We start from the raw sequence: 18,361 nt of genomic DNA, 5'->3' as shown, positions 1-18,361 counted from the left end.
TCCATGGACGTCGAGCGCATCGACCTGCCCGGGATCGGCACCAGCCACGTGGTCACCACGGCCCGCGGCCGGCGGATCGGCATCGTGTCGCACCGCAGCGGCCGGCGGGACCTCGTCGTCTACGACAAGGAGGACCCGGACACGAGCGTCGTCTCGGTGGCCCTGAACGCCGACGAGGCGAACGCCGTCGCGGAGTACCTCGGCACCGCCCGCATCGTCGAGCAGCTCGCCGAGATGCAGCGCCAGGTCGCGGGGCTGGTCACCGAGCAGCTCGTGATCGCGCCGGGCTCGCCCTACGCCGGGCGGACGCTGGGCGACACCAGGGCCCGCACGCGCACCGGCGCGTCGATCGTGGCGGTGGTGCGCGGCAACGACGTGGTCGCGAGCCCGCGGCCGGACTTCGGGCTGCGGGCTCGCGACCTGATCGTCGCGGTCGGCACCGCGGCCGGGGTCGAGGGCGTCGCGGCGCTGCTCAGCGACGGGTAGGGCCGCGTGCACCACGACACCATCCTGGTCGAGCTCGGCGCCGTGATCCTCGCCCTCGGGCTGCTCGGCGCCGTGTCGCTGCGGTTCTCGATCTCGCCGATCCCGCTGTACCTCGTCGCCGGCCTCGCCTTCGGGGCCGGCGGGGTGCTGCCGCTGAACACGAGCACGGAGTTCATCTCGGCGGGCGCGAAGATCGGCGTGATCCTGCTGCTGTTCACGCTCGGGCTGGAGTACACCGCGCCGGAGCTCGTCGGCACGCTGCGCACCTGCGCCCCGGCGGGCCTGGTGGACCTCGTGCTCAACGCCGCCCCGGGGGTGGCGGCCGCGCTGATCCTGGGCTGGGGCCCGGTCGCCGCCGTGGCCCTCGGCGGGGTCACGTACGTGACGTCGTCCGGGATCACCGCGAAGGTGCTCGGCGACCTCGGCTGGCTCGGCAACCGCGAGACGCCGGTGGTGCTGTCGCTACTGGTCTTCGAGGACCTCATGATGGCGCTGTACCTGCCGATCCTGACCGCGCTGCTGGCCGGCGTGGGTGTGCTCGGCGGCACCGCGACCCTGGCCCTGGCCGCCGCGACGATCAGTTTCGTGCTGCTGGTGGCGCTGCGCTTCGGCACCGTCGTGGAGCGCTTCGTGGCCAGCGAGAGCGAGGAGGTGCTGCTGCTCAAGGTGCTCGGGCTGACCGTGCTCGTGGCCGGGGCGGCCGAGCTGCTGCAGGTCTCGGCCGCGGTCGGGGCGTTCCTCGTCGGCATCGCGCTGTCCGGGCCGCTCGCGCACACCGCCCGGCAGCTGCTGACCCCGCTGCGGGACCTGTTCGCGGCGGTGTTCTTCGTCTTCTTCGGCCTGCAGACCGACCCGCGCGCGCTGCCGCCGGTGCTCGGCGTGGCCGCGCTGCTCGCGCTGTGCGGGATCGCCTCGAAGCTCGCCACCGGCTGGATCGCGGCCCGGCGGGCCGGGGTCGCGCTGACCGGGCGGGTGCGCGCCGGCGCCGCGCTGCTGCCCCGCGGCGAGTTCAACATCGTCATCGCCGGGCTCGCGGTCGCGGCCGGGAGCCATCCGAGGCTCGGCCCGCTCGCCGCCGCCTACGTGCTGATCCTCGCCGTCCTCGGCCCGATCGCGGCCCGCGCGGCCGAGCCCGTGGCCCGGCTCTTCGCCCGGCGAACCGCGCGCCGACGAACGGCCGCATAACTCTGCCCGAAATGCGGAATTTCCCTGATCCGACCGGCTTTGCCCGGATAAGCGTGTTTGGCTCACGTCGGAGGTGCCACGGCAGCGCAGCCGTGGCGGACGACGGGGGAACACCATGCTCAAGCACAGCCGGTTCAAGCACAACCGGATGCTGCCCGCCATCGGCGCGGCGACGCTCCTGACGACGCTCATCGGCGCGCCCGCCCACGCGGCCGGCACGGGGCACGGCCCGGGTGGCGGCGGCGCCACGTTCGGCCAGCCCAAGCACGCGCACACCAAGGCCGCCCCGATGGCGTGCCGGGAGATGACCGTGGACGGCGGCTTCGAGTCGCCGAAGCTCGGCGGCCGGGACTGGATGCAGTTCGACGAGGACGACGTGCCGGGCTGGCGCACCGACGACCCGGACGGCAAGATCGAGATCTGGGGCGGCAACATGGGCGTCGCGCCGCGCTTCGGCAAGCAGTTCGCCGAGCTCAACGCGACCGGCTCGGGCAACTCGATCTACCAGGACATCAAGACCAAGCCGAACACGAAGATCTACTGGTCGTTCTGGATCCGGGCGCGGGACACCTCCGGCGGCAAGGACGTGGACGCGACCTCGATCCACTTCGGCCGCACGCCGAAGAACGACACGAGCGTCATGGGCGTCGGCTCGGCCTTCGCCTACGCCAACTCCGCGGACGACGTGCGCTGGAAGCGGCTCTACGGCTGGTACAAGACCGGCCCGGGCCAGACCTCGACCCGGGTCACGCTGACCGCGGACTCGAGCGCGTCGACGGACGACGGCTTCGGCAACCTGGTCGACGGCCTCACCATCACCGAGAGCCCCGACTGTATGTAACCGATACACGACACGACGCCGGTCGACGCGCGCCCAGCGCATCGACCGGCGTCGTTCGCTGTCAAGAGCGGGTGAACTTGGCGACACTGCATAAGCAACTTCTATAAGTACGTGATACGAATTGAGGTATGCCCGCAGCTCGTACCGCCTTGGATCCCGCGCGCCTGACGGTCGCCGTCGAGCGCGTGTTCAGCCTCCTGCGGCAGGGCAACCCACCGAACGACATCAGTCTCACGGCCGCCTCGACGCTGCGGCGCCTGGAGCGCGAAGGACCGCGGCGGCTCACCGAGCTCGCCACCGCGGAGGGCGTCACCCAGCCCGCCATGACCCAGCTCGTCCAGCGCATGGAGCGGGAGGGGCTGGCCGAGCGGGCCGCCGACCCCGCCGACGGCCGGGTCGTGCTGGTCAGGATCACCCGGGCCGGGTCCGAGCTGCTCGAGCGCCGCCGTTCGGTGCGCGCCGCACATCTCGCCGCCCTGCTGGTCGACGTGTCCGACGACGATGAGGCGCTGATCGCGGCTGCGCTGCCGGCGCTGGAGAGGCTCGCCAAGTGACCGACACCCTTGAGGCGCACGGGGGCAGCAAGTCCGGCTTCCGGGGAGCGTTGTCGGGTGGCAAGGACCACCCGCACTACAAGTGGGTGGCGTTGTCCAACACCACCCTCGGCATGCTGATCGCGACGATCAACTCCTCGATCGTCCTGATCTCGCTGCCGGCCATCTTCAACGGCATCCACCTCAACCCGCTCGCCCCCGGCAACGTGTCCTATCTGCTGTGGATGCTGATGGGGTACATGCTCGTCAGCGCCGTGCTCGTGGTGACCCTGGGCCGGCTCGGCGACATGTACGGCCGGGTGCGCATCTACAACCTCGGCTTCGCGCTGTTCACGATCACCTCGATCGCCCTGTCGCTGGACCCGTTCGACGGGGGCGGCGGCGCGCTGTGGCTCATCGGCTGGCGCGTGCTGCAGGCCGTCGGCGGGGCGATGCTCATGGCCAACTCGGCCGCCATCCTCACCGACGCCTTCCCGGCCGCCCAGCGCGGCATGGCCCTCGGCGTGAACATCGTCGCCGGCATCGCGGGCTCGTTCATCGGCCTGGTGCTCGGCGGGCTGCTGGCCGAGTGGAACTGGCGGGCGATCTTCTGGGTCAACGTGCCCATCGGCGTCATCGGCACCATCTGGGCGTACCGCAGCCTGCACGACACCGGCCTGCGCCGGCCCGGGCGGATCGACTGGTGGGGCAACCTCACGTTCGCCGTCGGGCTGACCGCGGTCCTGGCGGGGATCACCTACGGCATCCAGCCGTACGGCGGCCACAGCCAGGGCTGGACGAACCCGTGGGTGCTGACCGGCCTGATCGGCGGCGCGGCGGTCCTGGGCCTCTTCGCCTGGATCGAGCGCCACGTGACCGAGCCGATGTTCCCGCTCGGCCTGTTCAAGATCCGCGCGTTCGCCTACGGCAACATCGCCGGCCTGCTCGCCGCGATCGCCCGCGGTGGCCTGCAGTTCATGCTCATCATCTGGCTGCAGGGCATCTGGCTGCCGCTGCACGGCTACACCTACGAGTCCACGCCGCTGTGGGCGGGCATCTACCTGCTGCCGCTCACCGTCGGCTTCCTCGCGGCCGGGCCGGTCGCGGGGCACCTGTCGGACAAGTACGGCCCCCGGCTCTTCGCCGCGGTCGGCCTGATCATCATGGCCCTGTCGTTCGGCGGCCTGCTCATCCTGCCGACGGACTTCAGCTACTGGGCGTTCGCGCTGCTGGTCTTCTGCAACGGTCTCGGCGGCGGCCTCTTCGCGGCCCCGAACACGTCGCTGATCATGAACAGCGTCCCGGCCCACCTGCGCGGCGCCGCGTCGGGCATGCGGGCCACGTTCCAGAACGCGGGCATGGTGCTGTCGATCGGCGTGTTCTTCTCGCTCATGATCGCGGGGCTGTCGACGTCGCTGCCGGACTCGCTCAGCACCGGCCTGACCGCCCAGGGCGTCCCGGCCCCGGCCGCGGAGCAGATCGCCGGCCTGCCGCCGGTGGGCACGCTGTTCGCGGCGTTCCTCGGCTTCAACCCGATCCAGTCGCTGCTCGGCCCGCAGCTGCTGGGCACTTTGCCGCCGGCGAACGCGGCGACCCTCACCGGCCGGGAGTTCTTCCCGCACCTGGTGTCCGGCCCCTTCCACGACGGGCTGGTCATCGTGTTCTGGCTGGCGATCGGCATGGCGCTGATCGGTGCCGTGGCCTCCCTCGTGAAGCCGGCCAAGCACCAGATCGAGCCGGTGTCGCAGTAACTCCCTCCTGTGGGATGGCGTCGTCCGGTTCTTGCCACGGGCCGGCGTGACGCCGCGGACGGGCCGATCACCCCGGGGTGTGGGGTGCTCGGCCCGTTCGTTGTCTGCGCTGCGACAGGAAGGCCCGCTCGACGGCGTTGCCGCAGTGCTCGAGGGCCTCGGTGTAGGCCGCGCGGGCGCCGTCGAGGTCGCCGGTGCGGACGAGCAGCTCGGCGCGGGCGGCCGGCAGGTAGTGGTAGCCCGCCAGGCGGGGGTCGGCCGCGAGCTCGTCCAGCAGGCGCAGGGCCGCGGCCGGGCCGTGCACCATGGCGACGACCACGGCGCGGTTGAGCGCCACGACCGGGGTCGGCCAGGCGGCCAGCAGCAGGTCGTAGACGGCCAGCAGCTGGCGCCAGTCGGTCTCGGCGTACGTCGGGGCCTCGGTGTAGAGGGCGGCGATCGTCGCCTGCAGCGCGAAGCGGCCCGGGCGGCCGCCGCGCAGCGCCGCGCGGACCAGGGCCAGGCCCTCCTCGATGCCGGCGCGGTCCCACGCGCCGCGGTCCTGCTCCTCGAGCGGCAGCAGGCGGCCGTCGGGGGCGGTGCGGGTCGCGCGGCGGGCGTCGTGCAGCAGCATCAGGGCGAGCATTGCCCTCGCCTCGCGCTCGTCGGGCATCAGGGCGCACAGGGTGCGGGCCAGGTCCAGGGCACGCTCGACCAGGTCGGGGCGCAGCAGGGTGTCGCCGGCCGGGGCCGTGTGGCCGGTGGTGAAGACCAGGTGGACGACCGTCAGCACGGCGTCGAGGCGCTCGGGCAGCTCGCCGGGCGACGGGACGCGGTACGGGATGCGGGCCGCGGCGATCTTCTTCTTGGCCCTCGTCACGCGGGCGGCCATCGTGGACTCGCTGACCAGGAAGGCGCGGGCGATCTCGGCGGTGGTCAGGCCGCACACCAGCCGGAGGGTGAGCGCGAGCTGGGCCTCCCGCGCGAGCGCGGGGTGGCAGCACGTGAAGACGAGCCGCAGGCGATCATCGGGAAAGTGCGAGACATCCGGGACATCCGTCGGCACCACGAGCAACGGCAACTTCGAGCGGAGCGTTGCCGCCCGGCGGTGGGCGTTCAGCGCCCGGCGCTGTGCGGCCGTGGTCAGCCAGGCGCCCGGGTTGGCCGGCACCCCCTGGCGTAGCCAGGCGTCCAGCGCCGAGACGTACGCGTCCTGGACGCACTCCTCGGCGAGGTCCAGGTCGCGGGCGACGCGCACCGTCGCGGCGAGCACGCGGGCCCACTCGCGGCGGTGCGCGTCGGCGATCGCCGACCGGACGTGCGACGGCTCCGGCAAGACTTACCCGAAGACCTGCACCGGGCGGACCTCGACGCCGCCGAAGCGGGCCGGGCACAGCTTGGCGATCTCCAGGGCGTGGTCGAGGTCCTTGGCGTCGATCAGGTAGTACCCGCCGAGCACCTCCTTGGTCTCCACGAACGGGCCGTCGGTGACGACGTCGCCGCGCACGGAGGTGGCCGTGTTCGTGGCCTGCAGCGCGTTGCCGCCGACCAGGGAGCCGCCGAGCTCGCCGACCTGCTCGGCGAAGCGGTTGTGGGCGTCCATGACCTCCTGGAACAGCCGCTGGTCGCCGGTGGCGTAGCCGGCCTCGTCCTCGTAGATCAGGATCAGGTACTGGCTCATCGAGGTCTCCTCGAGTGCGAAGGTGTGTGCTGACACTCCTACGTCAATCGGGCCGGCACCGAATCGACAACGCGGCCGCGCTTTCGTGTATACGCCAGCGCGCCCGCGGCGATGACGAGCACACCGGCGACGTACCAGCCGGTGACGAGCATCAGGCCGACGGACGAGACGAGCGCGATGACCGGCAGCGTCTTGTTCGGCAGCAGCTTGACGGCGGCGGCGGAGCCCACGAGGTACACCAGGACGAAACAGCCGCTCGTGAGCAGCACGAGCGCGCGGGTCCCGGTGCCGGTCGCGGCGGTCACCACGAGCGACACGGCGCCGAGGAGCGCGACGAACAGCAGGCTGCGGCGGGGCACCGCGCCCGGGGCGGCCCCGCGGGCGAACCAGGCGGGCAGCGCGCCGTCGCGGCCGAGCGCGGCGCCGAGCTTGGCCGCCCCGGCGTAGTAGGCGTTCATGGTGCCGAGCGTGAGCAGGACGGCCGCGCCGGCGGCGATCGTGCGCACCTGGCCGCCGACGCCGATGGCGAGCAGCTCGGCGAGGGGCGCGCCGCCGCTGCGGCCGTCCGCGGCGAGCCCGGGGCCGAGGACCAGGGTGCTGGCGGCGGCGATCCCGAGGTACAGCACCGCCACCACGACCAGCGCGATCCCGGTGGCGCGGGGCAGGTCGCGGCCCGGCCGGGCGAAGTCGGCGGCGAGCGACGTGACCGCCTCCCAGCCGGCGAAGCCCCAGACCAGCACGGCGGCGGCGGGCCCGATCGCCCACCAGCCGTGCGGCGCGAACGGGTGCAGGTTCGCCGCCCGGGCGTGCGGCAGGGCGGTGAGCGTGGCCGTGAGCAGCAGCGCGATGAGCAGGGCGGCGAGGCCGAGCTGGAGGCGGCCGGAGACGCGCACGCCGCCGAGGTTGCCGGCCGTCACCACGGCCATGAGGGCGGCGGCGGTCGCGAGGGTCGTGGTCGTACCGCCGCCGAGGGCCGCCGCGACGTACGCGCCGCCGAAGAGCGCCGCCGCGGGCGCGCCGAGCGGGATCGCGAAGTAGAACGACCAGCCGACGACGGCCGCGGCCCGGTGCCCGAAGGCGCGCCGCGCATACGTGGCGACCCCGCCGGCGTCGGGGTGGCGGGCCCCGAGCGCGGCGAAGGTGGCGGCCAGCGGCACGGAGAGCACCACCAGGGCCGCCCACGCGATGAGGGAGGCGGGTCCGGCGGTCTGCGCGGCGAGCGCGGGCAGCGCGATGACACCGGTGCCGAGCACGGCTCCGATGGACAGCGCGGCCCCTTGGGGGACGGTCATCACGAGAAGATCTTTTCCGCGGTACCGCCAATGCCTCCAGTGGCAGGAATGCCGTTCTGCGCTAGATTTCTGCCATGAGCCGACACGTCGTAGGGGTGGCCGTCACCGCCGACATGCCGGTGTTCGAGCTGGCCGTGCCGTGCGAGGTGTTCGGGATCGACCGCGCCGACCTCGCCGACCCGTGGTACGAGCTGCGCTTCGCCGCCTCGGCCCCCGGCCGCCACGCCGCGCGCTCGGGCCTGAGCGTCGAGGCGCCGTATCCCCTGTCGTCCCTGCCCGACGCCGACACCGTGATCCTCCCGGCGTTCTCGCGGGCGCGGCAGGTCGAGCCGCCGGACGACCTCGTCGCCGCGGTGCGCGCGGCCCACGAGCGCGGGAAGCGGATCGTGGCGATCTGCACCGGGGCGTACGTGCTGGCCGCGGCCGGGCTGCTCGACGGGCGCCGCGCGACCACGCACTGGATGAACGCGTTCGACTTCGCCCAGCGGTACCCGCGCGTCACCTTCGACCCCGACGTGCTCTACACCGAGGAGGACAACGTCTTCACCTCGGCCGGCACCGGGGCCGCGATCGACCTGTGCCTGCACCTGGTGCGGCTCGACCACGGCTCGGCCGTCGCCAACGAGGTGGCCCGGCGCATGGTCGTGCCCCCGCACCGCGACGGCGGGCAGTCCCAGTTCGCCACGCCGCCGCCGCGCCCCCGCGCCCACGACGGGCTCGGCTGCGCGCTGGACTGGGCCCGGCAGCGGCTCGACCAGCCGCTGACCGTCGCCGACCTGGCCCGGGAGGCGCGGCTGAGCCCGCGCACCTTCGCCCGCCGGTTCCGCGAGAGCGTGGGGACGAGCCCGCTGCGGTGGCTGGTGGGGCAGCGGGTGCGGCTGGCGCAGGAGCTGCTGGAGACCACCGACGACTCCATCGAGCGGATCGCGCACCGCACCGGCTTCGGCACCCCGGCGAACCTGCGCGTGCACTTCGCGCGGCAGACGAGCGTGACGCCGACGACCTACCGGCAGGTCTTCCACCGCTGAGCAGCCCTTTGGGCCGGTCAGCTCAGCAGGGGATCAGCTCCGTGCGGCGCACGCGGACGCGGGTGCCGTCGGTCAGGGTCACCTCCACCCGGCCCACCATGTCGGTGTCGCCGAAGGAGTAGATCTCCTTGCCGTCGTGCTCGGCGAGCTCCGCGTGGCTCGGCCGTAACACCCACTTCAACTCACGCGATTTGCCCGATTTGCCCATAAAGTACACAGTAAAGCAGGAGCCCGCCCGGCGCGCCGAAGCGCGCGGGGCGGGCACCCGTGGGAGTGGTCGGATCAGTCCTCGCGCGTGAGCTGGTCGCGCAGCGAGCGCAGCGCACCGGCGAGCAGGCGCGAGACGTGCATCTGGGAGATGCCCAGCTCGGCCGCGATCTGCGACTGGGTCAGGTTGCCGTGGAAGCGCATCGCGATGATCTTCTGCTCCCGCTCCGGCAGCTTGGCCAGCAGCGGCCGCAGCGCCTCGCGGTTCTCGACGTTGCGCATGTCGGGGTCGTCGCCGCCGAGCAGGTCACCGAGGCCGTTCGCGCCACCGTCGCCGCTGTCGCCGACGGGCGCGTCGAGGGAGAGCGCACGGTACGCCTGCCCGCAGTCGAGACCCTCGATGACCTCCTCCTCGCTGACCCCGAGGCGTCCGGCGAGGTCGGCGACGGTCGGCGAGCGGCCGAGGTCCTGAGCGAGGTCGCCGGAGACCTTGCTGATCTCCAGGCGCAGCTCCTGCAGCCGGCGCGGGACGCGCACGTCCCAGCCCTTGTCGCGGAAGTGCCGCTTGAGCTCGCCGACGATCATCGGGATCGCGTAGCTGGTGAACGCCGCCCCGCGGGTGGGGTCGAAACCGTCGACGGACTTGATCAGACCGAGGTTCGCGACCTGCACGAGGTCCTCGAGCTGCTCGCCGCGGTTGCGGAAGCGGCGCGCGAGGTACTCGGCGAGCGGGATGTAGAGCTCGATGAGCCGGGCCCGGACGCGCTCGCGGTCGGTGCCGGCGGGCAGGTCGCCCAGCAGCGACAGCAGCGCCTTGGCCTGGGCGTCGGTCTCCCGGTTGGCCCGGGTGCCGTGCGTCTGGGCAGGCGCCTGGGTCCGGGTCTGGACGGACTCGTGCTGTTCCACGGTGATGCTCATGGCTGGCGTGGCCTTTCATTCGGGTACCGCAACGACCGGCGCCACAACGCATGCGCGTTTCGGTGGCGTGCAGGCGGGAAACCCTGCTGCGAGGGCAGGGTGCAACGCCTGGGAGAAAACCCGGTCGCATTACGCATGCGGCGCCCATGTTTTGAGCGCCGGCGCAGACCTCCGGCGTCGCCACGCTCCGGGGAACCGCCCTTGTCTGGACGGGCCCGGCCGCACGGGGATACGTCACCCGGCGGGGTGGGACGCCTCCCACCTTACAAGAACTTGCCGCAGGACAAAAGACGAGTGACGCGTTCGCACCCCGGGTGGCCCTATTGTGGCGCCCATGACGATCGATGCCACGGTCCCGAACGTCGCCCGGATGTACGACTACTACCTCGGCGGATTCCACAACTTCGCCGCCGACCGGGAGGCCGCGGAGAAGATCCTGGCGATCTTCCCCGACACGCCGGCGGCCGCGCACGGCAACCGGCGGTTCATGCAGCGCGCGGTGCGGTACCTGTCCCGCGAGGCCGGCGTGCGGCAGTTCCTCGACATCGGCGCGGGGCTGCCGACCCAGGGCAACGTGCACGAGCACACGGACGGGCGGGTGGTGTACGTCGACAACGACCCCGTAGCCGTCGCGCAGGCCCGATCGCTGGTCGAGGGCGAGGAGCGGGTGTCGGTGGCCCTGGCCGACCTGCGCGACCCGGAGGCCCTGCTGGCCGACCCGCACGTCTGCGGCCACCTCGACCTCGGCGAGCCGGTAGCGCTCATGCTCGTGTCGATCCTGCACTTCATCCCCGACGAGGCCGACCCGTGGTCGATCATCGCCCGGCTGCGCGACGCGCTGGCGCCGGGCAGCCACCTGGTCGTGTCACATCTGACCCTGGACGGCGTCGACGCCTCCCCGGCCCGCCAAGGCACGCAGGTGTACCGCCGATCGAACGCCCCCATCATCCCGCGCACGCACGCGGCGATCGAGCGCTTCTTCGACGGCTTCGAGCTGGTCGACCCGGGGCTGGTGTGGATCGGGCAGTGGCGTCCGGCGGAGGGCGAGGATTCGACGTCGCACGGGTACGGGGGCGTCGGCCTCAAGCGTTCGTAGCCACGGCCGGGTTTTCCTGCGCTGTCGGCGTTACTGTGCTGCGGTCGTTCTGTGCTGCCGGGCGTTTGGTCGTTTGGTGCTGCCCGGCGTTCGGTCGTTCGTCAGCACGGACGGTAACCGCCGCGAGGCGGGGCAGGCGCGGGCCGGGGCCGGGCGGTATTCTGGGGCTGGGCAGTGCGCCTGCCCGAGCCTTCCCCGGCCGCCCACGCCGACCGGGACCGAGGCCAAGAGGCTCCGACTCAGCGCACCGGCCCGGGCAGCATCAAACCCTGCCCGGCGGGAGGCAGCAGCCGTCCGATCGGTGCGAGCGTGGGTCGACGCCGGAGGACTCGAGATGGCCGACCAGCCGCAGGACCAGACCCCACCACCCCCACCACCGCACTCGGACGTCCCCCCTCCATCGCCGGACGCCGCTCCAGACTCGGCATCCTCGCAGCCCTCCCCGGTCCCTGCGGACTCCCCTGCGACACCGCCCCCATCGACGGCCGAGCCCGGCACCGCCCCTTCCCCTTCGGCCGCCGAACCGGGCACCGCCCCGGCCGCTCCGGTCTCCACTCCCCCGGCGGCATCACGCACCCGCCCGAGGTCCCGCTCCGGCCGCGACCGGGCCCGCCGCCGAGCCGTCCGCGCCCACGCCGCCCAGACCGGCGTCGCCTACTCGATCGCCGCCCGCCAGCTCGCCGCCGCGGCCCTGGCCCCCGGCGAGAGCCTGGCCAACACCGGCCGCACCGTCTATCCGGCGGCCCTGTCCCGAGACCGCTGGACCATCCTCGCCCGCGAGGCCCGCTCACCCGGCGACAAGCTGGCCACCACGAGGATCGCCGCCCGCATCCCGACCGGCCGCGCCCGGCACCTGACCGACCGCTTCCCGCCCGGCGAGACGGCGGGCCTGCACTTCTACGCCGGCGACCTACGCCCGGAACTGCTCGCCATGGTGTATCTGGCGATCGCCCACGAATCCCCCGGCCTGATCCCGTCCCCGCTGGACCTGGCGTGGACCGCCGAGCTCGGCGAGGAGACGGCCGTAGACACCACCTGCGCCGACCTGGACCGCGCCGCCCGCGCGCTGCTGTCCGACCGCCCCGCCGCCCGCTGGCACCGCATCGACGCGGCCCTGTCCGCGGCCCAGCACCACGCCGAACCGTCCACCCGCTACGCCGCCGACCTGCTGACCCTCGCCCACCGCCGCCTGTGCACCCCGACGGAGAACCCCGCCGGCGACCCCCAGGTGCCCCCGGCCCCCTGGCAGGGCGCACGCCAGACCCTCGACGCCCTGCTCATCGTCACCGAGGACGGCCACGCACCGGGCACCCGAGTCCGCAGACCCGGCACAACCCCCCACTGCGAGGGCACCGTCCTCGGCGCCCACTGGTCGGCGACCGGCCCCCCGATCGCCTACGACATCACCTTCGACGACGACCCCGCGACGCGAACACTCCCGCCGGCCGACATCGTCGTACTCCCCAGCCAAGAGTCCGACGCCCCCGCCCTCACCCGCTGACCGCCCGCCCTCACCCACTGATCGACCACGCCGACACGCGGACCGACCCGCTCGACGTCCCGGAGCCCGGCCCGGCAGGCCGCCGAACGCCTCGACCAGGTGCATGATCTCGACCCGATCGACGCAAGCGAGGCTGATCGACGGCCCGGCGCAAGAACCACCACGGCCCGGCCGGCACCGCACCACGGCCGAACCGCCGTCACCGCGACCGACCGGCGGGTCGGCCTGGGTCGGCGGGTCGGCTCACCGGTGGTCGTGCCACATTCGGCCAATCGGCAGGCGGGCCGCCGGTGGCTGGCTGGTCGGCGCCCAGCTTCGGCGGCGGCGGCAACGAGTTCGTCCACGCTCGCGCTCTCCAGCAGACGCGGCACAAGCCGATCCAGCCGAACCCGGCATCGCCCGGTGCCGCGCCGGCGGGAGGTGGACCCACCGGCCCCTGGTCTTCGGCGACCGGCGCCCAGCCTCCGTGGCCACAGCAGCACGAACTCTTCGACACTCCCGCTCTCCGGCAGACGCGGCACAAGCCGATCCAGCCGATCCAGCCGATCCCGGCGTCGCCCGGTGCCGCGCCGACCGGCGGTAGACCCACCGGCCCCTGGTCTTCGGCGACCGGCGCCCAGCCTCCGTGGCCACAGCAGCACGAACTCTTCGACACTCCTGCTCTCCGGCAGACGCGGCACAAGCCGATCCAGCCGATCCAGCCGATCCCGGCGTCGCCCGGTGCCGCGCCGACCGGCGGTAGACCCACCGGCCCCTGGTCTTCGGCGACCGGCGCCCAGCCTCCGTGGCCACAGCAGCACGAACTCTTCGACACTCCCGCTCTCCGGCAGACGCGGCACAAGCCGATCCAGCCGATCCAGCCGATCCCGGCGTCGCCCGGTGCCGCGCCGACCGGCGGTAGACCCACCGGCCCCTGGTCTTCGGCGACCGGCGCCCAGCCTCGGTGGCCACAGCAGCACGAACTCTTCGACGCTCGCGCCCTCCGGCCGGCCGCTGGTCTTCGGCGGCCGGCCGGAGCCTCGGTGTCCTCGGCTCCGCGCGTCGGGCGAGGCGGGTCGAGCGAGGCGGATCGGGCTCGTATCCCGCGGTCGTCAGACCGGGAGGCGGGCGTCGGCGTCGGATGGGAGCGGGGGTGCGGGTGGGGGTGACGGTGAAGGTCAGGCCGGTCGCGTCCGCGGCGGTCGTGATGGTTTCGCCTGGGTTCAGGGTGCCCTGCAGGAGGCGGGTGGACAGTTCGTTCTCCAGTTCGCGGCGGATGGTTCGGCGCAAGGGGCGGGCGCCCAGGGCTGGGTCCGTGCCTGCCGTCGCCAGGTGGTGGCGGGCGTCGTCCGTCACCACCAGGGTGATGCCGCGGGAGTCGAGTTCGAGGAAGACGCGGGTCAGGTGCTGGTCGACGATCGTCAAGAGGTCGTCCGGCGTCAGGGGGTGGAAGACCAGGATGTCGTCGATGCGGTTCAGGAACTCCGGGCGGAAGTGGCGGCGCAAGTCGCGGATGAATGCCGATTGGGACGAGGACAGGTCGGTGGTGAACCGCGCGGGTGGGGCGGTCGGTGGCCGGGACGTGGTGGGCTGCTGAAGCGGTGCGACGGCGGGCGCTGCGGGCGGAGGCGACGGGGCGTCGTGGGAAGGAGCAACTGGGGCGGCCGGAGCAGGAGCCGATGGCGCGGAGGCAGGAGCGATGTGCGACGGAGGAACTGGAGCGTCCGAGGCAGGAGACGGTGGCGCGGAGGGAGGGGCGACGTGCGAGGGAGGAGCTGGAACGCCCGGGGCGGGAGACGGTGGCGCGAACACCGGGGCGAAGCCGGCCGGGGTTGTTGCCGTGCCCAGGTTGGTGGTCAGGATCAGGATCGTGTGGCGGAAGTCGGCGCGGCGGCCCTGGGCGTCGGTCAAGTGGCCGTCCTCCAGGATCTGCAGCAGGGCGTTGAACACGTCCGGGTGGGCCTTCTCGATCTCGTCGAAGAGGATGACCGAGAAGGGGCGGCGGCGGACTCGCTCCGTCAGCTGGCCGCCCTCGTCGTGGCCGATGTAGCCGGGTGGGGCGCCGACCAGGCGGGCGACCGTGTGGTGGTCGTGATACTCCGACATGTCCAGCTGGATCAGGGCGTCCTCGGTGCCGAAGAGGTGCTCGGCCAGGGCCTTCGCCAGCGAGGATTTTCCTACGCCGGACGGGCCCGCGAAGATGAAGGACGCCGTCGGGCGCTTCGGGTCGCTCAGGCCGGTGCGGGAGCCGCGCACGGCGTCGGCCACGGCTCGCACGGCGTGGGTCTGGCCCACGACCCGCGAGTGCAGAGACCGCTCCAGGCCCAGCAGGCGGGTCGCCTCGTCGGCGGACAGGGCGCCCACCGGGATGCCGGTCCAGGTGGACAGGACCTCCGCGATCCGGTCGCGGTCCACCACAATCGGGGAGCTGGAGCCCGAGCCGGGGGCGGAGCCGAGGCCGGAGCCGGGGGCGGGGGCGAAGCCGGAAGCGGCTGCGGCAGTGGAGGCGGAAGTGGGTGAGGCCAGAGCCGCCCGCGCGCCGGACTCGTCCAGCAGGTCGATGGCCTTGTCCGGCAGGCGGCGCTGCGGGACGTAGCGGTCGGAGAGCGTCACGGCCGCGCGCACGGCGTCGTCGGTGTAGGTCACGCCGTGGTGGGACTCGTAGCCCGCGCGCAGGCCCTGCAGGATCGCGATCGACTCGGGGACCGTCGGGGGTTCGATCGTCACCGGCTGGAAGCGGCGGTCGAGGGCGCCGTCCTTGGCGATGTACCGCCGGTATTCCTCCGTCGTCGTCGCCCCGATCGTCTGCAGCTCCCCGCGGGCCAGCAGCGGCTTGAGCAGCGACGCGGCGTCGATGGCGCCCTCGGCGGCACCGGCGCCGACCAGGGTGTGGATCTCGTCGATGAAGACGATGACGTCGCCTCGGGTGCGGATCTCCTTGATGACCTTGCGCAGGCGCTCCTCGAAGTCGCCGCGGTAGCGCGAGCCCGCCACCAGGCCGCCGAGGTCCAGCGAGTAGACGCTGCGGCCGGTCAGCGCGGGCGGCACCGAGCCGGCCACGATGCGCTGGGCCAGGCCCTCGACGACGGCGGTCTTGCCGACGCCGGGCTCGCCGGTGAGGATCGGGTTGTTCTTGCGCCGGCAGGTGAGGATCTGCACGACCCGCTCGATCTCGGCGTCGCGGCCGATCACCGGGTCGAGGGAGCCGTTGCGCGCGTCGGCGGTCAGGTCGTGGCCGAACTGGTCCAGCGTCGGGCTCGCCGGGCGCTGCGACGAGGCGGGGCCGGCCGGGCCCAGGGCCGACGGGTGGCCGGTCAGGCCGTCCATGATCTGGGCCCGCAGCGCGTTGGGCGCGGCGCCGAGGCGGATCAGGACCTGGGTGGCGGTGCCCTCGCCCTCCCGGATCAGGCCGAGCAGGACGTGCTCGGTGCAGACGCGGTCGTGGCCGAGCCGCAGGGACTCACGCAGGGCCAGCTCGAGGATCTTCCTGGCGCGGGGCGTGAACGGGATGTTGGCGACCGGGGCCTGCGCGCCGATGCCGACGAGCTCCTCGACCTCGTGACGGGCCTGCTCCAGGCTGACGCCGACGGCGCGCAGGGCCGCGCCGCCGATGCCGTCGTGCTCCATCAGCAGGCCCAGGAGCAGGTGCTCGGAGCCGAGGTAGTTGTGGTTGAGGGTGCGGGCCGACTCCTGGGCCAGCACGACGACGCGGCGGGCCGGATCGGTGAAACGCTCGAACATGGGGCATCGACGCCTTCCGGCGGGCAGCACCCGCCCTCGACACGAAGGTGGATGCGCTGAGTCGAAGCCTCTTGGCCGTCACGCGGGACAGCGCGGGTAGGCGCCCTACCCGAAGAACCTTGGGACCACGATAACGCCACAGGACGGCAAACCCGTTCCGCTGAGAGCGAAGCGAGGTGATACAAGGATTCGGTGACGGCAACGACGCTGTTCCAACGCACCGCGGGCCCGCTCGGCGCGCCCTTCCTGCTGCTCGGCGGGTCGCTGGGCAGCAACCTCGACATGTGGCGGCCGCAGCTGCCGCGCTTCGGCGACCGGCTGCGGGTGGTGCGCTTCGACCATCGCGGGCACGGCGGCTCGCCGGTCCCGCCGGGCCCGTACCGCATCGAGGACCTCGGCCGCGACGTCCTCGCCCTGCTCGACCGTCTCGGGATCGAGCGGGCGAGCTACTGCGGCCTGTCCCTGGGCGGCATGGTGGGCATGTGGCTGGCCGCCCACGCACCCGAGCGCATCGAGCGCCTGGTGCTCATCTGCACCTCGGCCCACCTGCCGCCCGCCGACAGCTGGCTGGACCGGGCCCGGCAGGTGCGGGCCGTCGGGATGCAGCCGGTCGCGGACGCGGTCCTCGGCCGGTGGTTCACGCCCCGCTACCGCGCCGCGCTGCCGGCCCGGGTCGCGCCCTACCGGGCGATGATCGCCGCCTGCCCGGCGGAGGGCTACGCGGGCGGCTGCGAGGCGATCGCCGCCATGGACCTGCGCGCCGACCTGGACCGCATCGCCGCCCCGACACTGGTGATCGCCGGGGCGGACGATCCGGCCACGCCGCCGGAGCACGGTGAGCTGATCGAGCGCCGGGTCCGCACCAGCCGTCTCGTGGTCGTACCGAACGCCGCCCATCTGGCGAACGTGGAGCAGCCGGAGGCGATCAGCCAGCTCATCGCCGATCACGTGATGGACTGATACACCGCCAGGGTCCGGTCGGCGATCGCCGCCCAGGAGAAGTGGTCCACGGCCCGCTGCCGACCGGCCCGGCCGAACGCGGCCGCCCGCGCCGGGTCCTCCAGCAGCGACGTCATCGCGTCGGCGAGCCCGGCCACGAACCGGTCGGGGTCCAGCGGCGTGCCGGAGCCGTCCGCGACCTGCTCGATCGGCACCAGCAGCCCGGTCTCGCGGTCGGCGACGACCTCGGGGATGCCGCCGGTCGCGGTCGCCACGACCGCCGTCTGGCAGGCCATCGCCTCGAGGTTCACGATGCCCATCGGCTCGTAGATCGACGGGCAGACGAACAGGGTGGCGTGCGTGAGGACCTGGATGACCTCGCGCTTGGGCAGCATCTCCTGCACCCAAACGACCCCGGAGCGGGTCGCCTTGAGCTCGTCGGCCAGGGCGGTGACCTCGGCCGCGATCTCCGGCGTGTCGGGCGCGCCGGCCAGCAGGACGATCTGCGTGTCCGGCGGCAGCGACCGGGCGGCCCGCAGCAGGTACGGCAACCCCTTCTGCCGCGTGATCCGCCCGACGTAGACGACGCTGGGCCGCGCCGGGTCGATCCCGAGGCGCTCCAGCACGTCGGTCGCCGGATCGGGCGCGTACTGCTCCGTGTCGATGCCGTTGTAGACGACGTGCACCTTGTCCGGGTCGACGCCGGGGTAGGCGCGCAGCACGTCGGCCTTCATCCCGGCCGACACGGCGATGACGGCGTCGGCGGCCTCGATCGCGGTCCGCTCGCACCACGACGACAGCGCATACCCGCCGCCGAGCTGCTCGGCCTTCCACGGGCGCAGCGGCTCGAGGCTGTGCGTGGTCACCACGTGCGGCACCCCGTGCAGCAGCTTGGCCACGTGCCCGGCCAGGTTCGCGTACCAGGTGTGGCTGTGCACGACGTCGGTGCCGGCGCACCCGGCGGCCATCTCCAGGTCGACGCCCATGGTGCGCAGGGCGGCGTTGGCCCCGGCCAGCCCCGCGGGGTCGGCGTACCCGGTCACCCCGGCCTCGGCGCGCGGCGCCCCGAAGCAGTGCACGCGCACGTCCAGCGGGGCCGAGCGCAGGTTGCGAAGCTCGCGGGCCAGATACTCCAGATGCACGCCCGCGCCGCCGTAGACGTCGGGCGGGTATTCTCGGGTGAGCAGGTCTACTCGCACGCACC

The 18,361-nt window shown here is 73.2% G+C and carries 16 protein-coding genes; 9 read left to right on the top strand and 7 right to left on the bottom strand.

Annotated elements, in window-relative coordinates; translation table 11 throughout:
* Positions 1–3 precede the first annotated feature (3 nt).
* From AC6JBM_RS06020 to AC6JBM_RS06000, 5 genes are all read left to right on the top strand, one after another.
* Positions 4–486 (top strand): cation:proton antiporter regulatory subunit, encoded by a 483-nt coding sequence (locus AC6JBM_RS06020; RefSeq protein WP_497982610.1) that lies wholly within the window; start codon positions 4–6, stop codon positions 484–486.
* Between the two features lie 6 nt (positions 487–492).
* Positions 493–1,671, top strand: a complete 1,179-nt coding sequence (locus AC6JBM_RS06015; RefSeq protein WP_497982609.1) for a cation:proton antiporter — start codon at positions 493–495, stop codon at positions 1,669–1,671.
* 115 nt (positions 1,672–1,786) lie between these two features.
* Positions 1,787–2,512, top strand: coding sequence for a hypothetical protein (locus tag AC6JBM_RS06010; RefSeq protein ID WP_497982608.1), 726 nt, complete (start codon positions 1,787–1,789; stop codon positions 2,510–2,512).
* 128 nt (positions 2,513–2,640) lie between these two features.
* Positions 2,641–3,066 (top strand): MarR family winged helix-turn-helix transcriptional regulator, encoded by a 426-nt coding sequence (locus AC6JBM_RS06005; protein ID WP_497982607.1) that lies wholly within the window; start codon positions 2,641–2,643, stop codon positions 3,064–3,066.
* Entirely contained in the window at positions 3,063–4,796 is a 1,734-nt protein-coding gene (locus AC6JBM_RS06000) for an MFS transporter (RefSeq protein WP_497982606.1), read from the top strand. The genes AC6JBM_RS06005 and AC6JBM_RS06000 overlap by 4 nt, the downstream gene beginning before the upstream one ends.
* A gap of 67 nt (positions 4,797–4,863) precedes the next feature.
* On the opposite strand, the gene AC6JBM_RS05995 is transcribed toward AC6JBM_RS06000, so the two are convergent.
* The 3 genes from AC6JBM_RS05995 to AC6JBM_RS05985 all read right to left on the bottom strand — a co-directional run bounded on the left by AC6JBM_RS05995 (position 4,864) and on the right by AC6JBM_RS05985 (position 7,748).
* On the bottom strand, positions 4,864–6,048 hold the full coding sequence (locus tag AC6JBM_RS05995; protein WP_497986421.1) for an RNA polymerase sigma factor: 1,185 nt from the start codon (positions 6,046–6,048) through the stop codon (positions 4,864–4,866).
* 66 nt (positions 6,049–6,114) lie between these two features.
* A complete protein-coding gene (locus AC6JBM_RS05990) occupies positions 6,115–6,456 on the bottom strand; it encodes a YciI family protein (protein WP_497982605.1) in 342 nt (113 codons plus the stop codon).
* Positions 6,457–6,494: 38 nt separating this feature from the next.
* Positions 6,495–7,748 (bottom strand): amino acid permease, encoded by a 1,254-nt coding sequence (locus AC6JBM_RS05985; protein ID WP_497982604.1) that lies wholly within the window; start codon positions 7,746–7,748, stop codon positions 6,495–6,497.
* A gap of 74 nt (positions 7,749–7,822) precedes the next feature.
* Between AC6JBM_RS05985 and AC6JBM_RS05980 the strand changes: the two genes are divergently transcribed.
* Positions 7,823–8,776: a GlxA family transcriptional regulator gene (locus AC6JBM_RS05980; RefSeq protein ID WP_497982603.1), complete on the top strand. Its 954-nt coding sequence runs from the start codon at positions 7,823–7,825 to the stop codon at positions 8,774–8,776.
* A gap of 22 nt (positions 8,777–8,798) precedes the next feature.
* Here AC6JBM_RS05980 and AC6JBM_RS05975 read toward each other — a convergent pair whose 3' ends face one another.
* Together AC6JBM_RS05975 and AC6JBM_RS05970 are read right to left on the bottom strand one after the other, a co-directional pair.
* The gene (locus AC6JBM_RS05975) at positions 8,799–8,948 is read right to left on the bottom strand and encodes a hypothetical protein (protein WP_350613430.1); all 150 of its coding nucleotides are present in this window, start codon (positions 8,946–8,948) and stop codon (positions 8,799–8,801) included.
* A gap of 110 nt (positions 8,949–9,058) precedes the next feature.
* Positions 9,059–9,901 (bottom strand): RNA polymerase sigma factor SigF, encoded by an 843-nt coding sequence (locus AC6JBM_RS05970; protein WP_497982602.1) that lies wholly within the window; start codon positions 9,899–9,901, stop codon positions 9,059–9,061.
* A gap of 334 nt (positions 9,902–10,235) precedes the next feature.
* On the opposite strand from AC6JBM_RS05970, the gene AC6JBM_RS05965 reads away from it, so the two are divergent.
* Positions 10,236–10,997, top strand: a complete 762-nt coding sequence (locus tag AC6JBM_RS05965; RefSeq protein WP_497982601.1) for an SAM-dependent methyltransferase — start codon at positions 10,236–10,238, stop codon at positions 10,995–10,997.
* 334 nt (positions 10,998–11,331) lie between these two features.
* Complete coding sequence (locus AC6JBM_RS05960; RefSeq protein WP_497982600.1) at positions 11,332–12,498, top strand: hypothetical protein; 1,167 nt, start codon at positions 11,332–11,334, stop codon at positions 12,496–12,498.
* A gap of 243 nt (positions 12,499–12,741) precedes the next feature.
* On the opposite strand, the gene AC6JBM_RS05955 is transcribed toward AC6JBM_RS05960, so the two are convergent.
* Positions 12,742–16,218, bottom strand: a complete 3,477-nt coding sequence (locus AC6JBM_RS05955; RefSeq protein WP_497982599.1) for an ATP-dependent Clp protease ATP-binding subunit — start codon at positions 16,216–16,218, stop codon at positions 12,742–12,744.
* A 192-nt stretch (positions 16,219–16,410) separates the two neighbouring features.
* Here AC6JBM_RS05955 and pcaD point away from each other — a divergent pair, with 192 nt between their 5' ends.
* Complete coding sequence (gene pcaD / locus AC6JBM_RS05950; RefSeq protein WP_497982598.1) at positions 16,411–17,178, top strand: 3-oxoadipate enol-lactonase; 768 nt, start codon at positions 16,411–16,413, stop codon at positions 17,176–17,178.
* Here pcaD and glgA read toward each other — a convergent pair.
* On the bottom strand, positions 17,163–18,356 hold the full coding sequence (gene glgA / locus AC6JBM_RS05945; RefSeq protein WP_497982597.1) for a glycogen synthase: 1,194 nt from the start codon (positions 18,354–18,356) through the stop codon (positions 17,163–17,165). The genes pcaD and glgA overlap by 16 nt on opposite strands.
* Positions 18,357–18,361: the final 5 nt, after the last annotated feature.

Source organism: Dactylosporangium thailandense (assembly GCF_059739745.1).
The sequence above is the reverse complement of the archived record's forward strand: the minus strand, read 5'-3'. Positions and strand labels throughout refer to the sequence as shown.

What these genes read in the sequence shown, in the direction of transcription:
- AC6JBM_RS05980 (WP_497982603.1), top strand. Translation starts at nt 7,823, where the DNA reads ATGAGCCGACACGTCGTAGGGGTGGCCGTCACCGCCGACATGCCGGTG.
- AC6JBM_RS05955 (WP_497982599.1), bottom strand. Translation starts at nt 16,218, where the DNA reads ATGTTCGAGCGTTTCACCGATCCGGCCCGCCGCGTCGTCGTGCTGGCC.
- AC6JBM_RS06005 (WP_497982607.1), top strand. Translation starts at nt 2,641, where the DNA reads ATGCCCGCAGCTCGTACCGCCTTGGATCCCGCGCGCCTGACGGTCGCC.
- AC6JBM_RS05965 (WP_497982601.1), top strand. Translation starts at nt 10,236, where the DNA reads ATGACGATCGATGCCACGGTCCCGAACGTCGCCCGGATGTACGACTAC.
- AC6JBM_RS05990 (WP_497982605.1), bottom strand. Translation starts at nt 6,456, where the DNA reads ATGAGCCAGTACCTGATCCTGATCTACGAGGACGAGGCCGGCTACGCC.
- AC6JBM_RS05985 (WP_497982604.1), bottom strand. Translation starts at nt 7,748, where the DNA reads ATGACCGTCCCCCAAGGGGCCGCGCTGTCCATCGGAGCCGTGCTCGGC.
- AC6JBM_RS05970 (WP_497982602.1), bottom strand. Translation starts at nt 9,901, where the DNA reads ATGAGCATCACCGTGGAACAGCACGAGTCCGTCCAGACCCGGACCCAG.
- AC6JBM_RS06020 (WP_497982610.1), top strand. Translation starts at nt 4, where the DNA reads ATGGACGTCGAGCGCATCGACCTGCCCGGGATCGGCACCAGCCACGTG.
- AC6JBM_RS06010 (WP_497982608.1), top strand. Translation starts at nt 1,787, where the DNA reads ATGCTCAAGCACAGCCGGTTCAAGCACAACCGGATGCTGCCCGCCATC.
- AC6JBM_RS05960 (WP_497982600.1), top strand. Translation starts at nt 11,332, where the DNA reads ATGGCCGACCAGCCGCAGGACCAGACCCCACCACCCCCACCACCGCAC.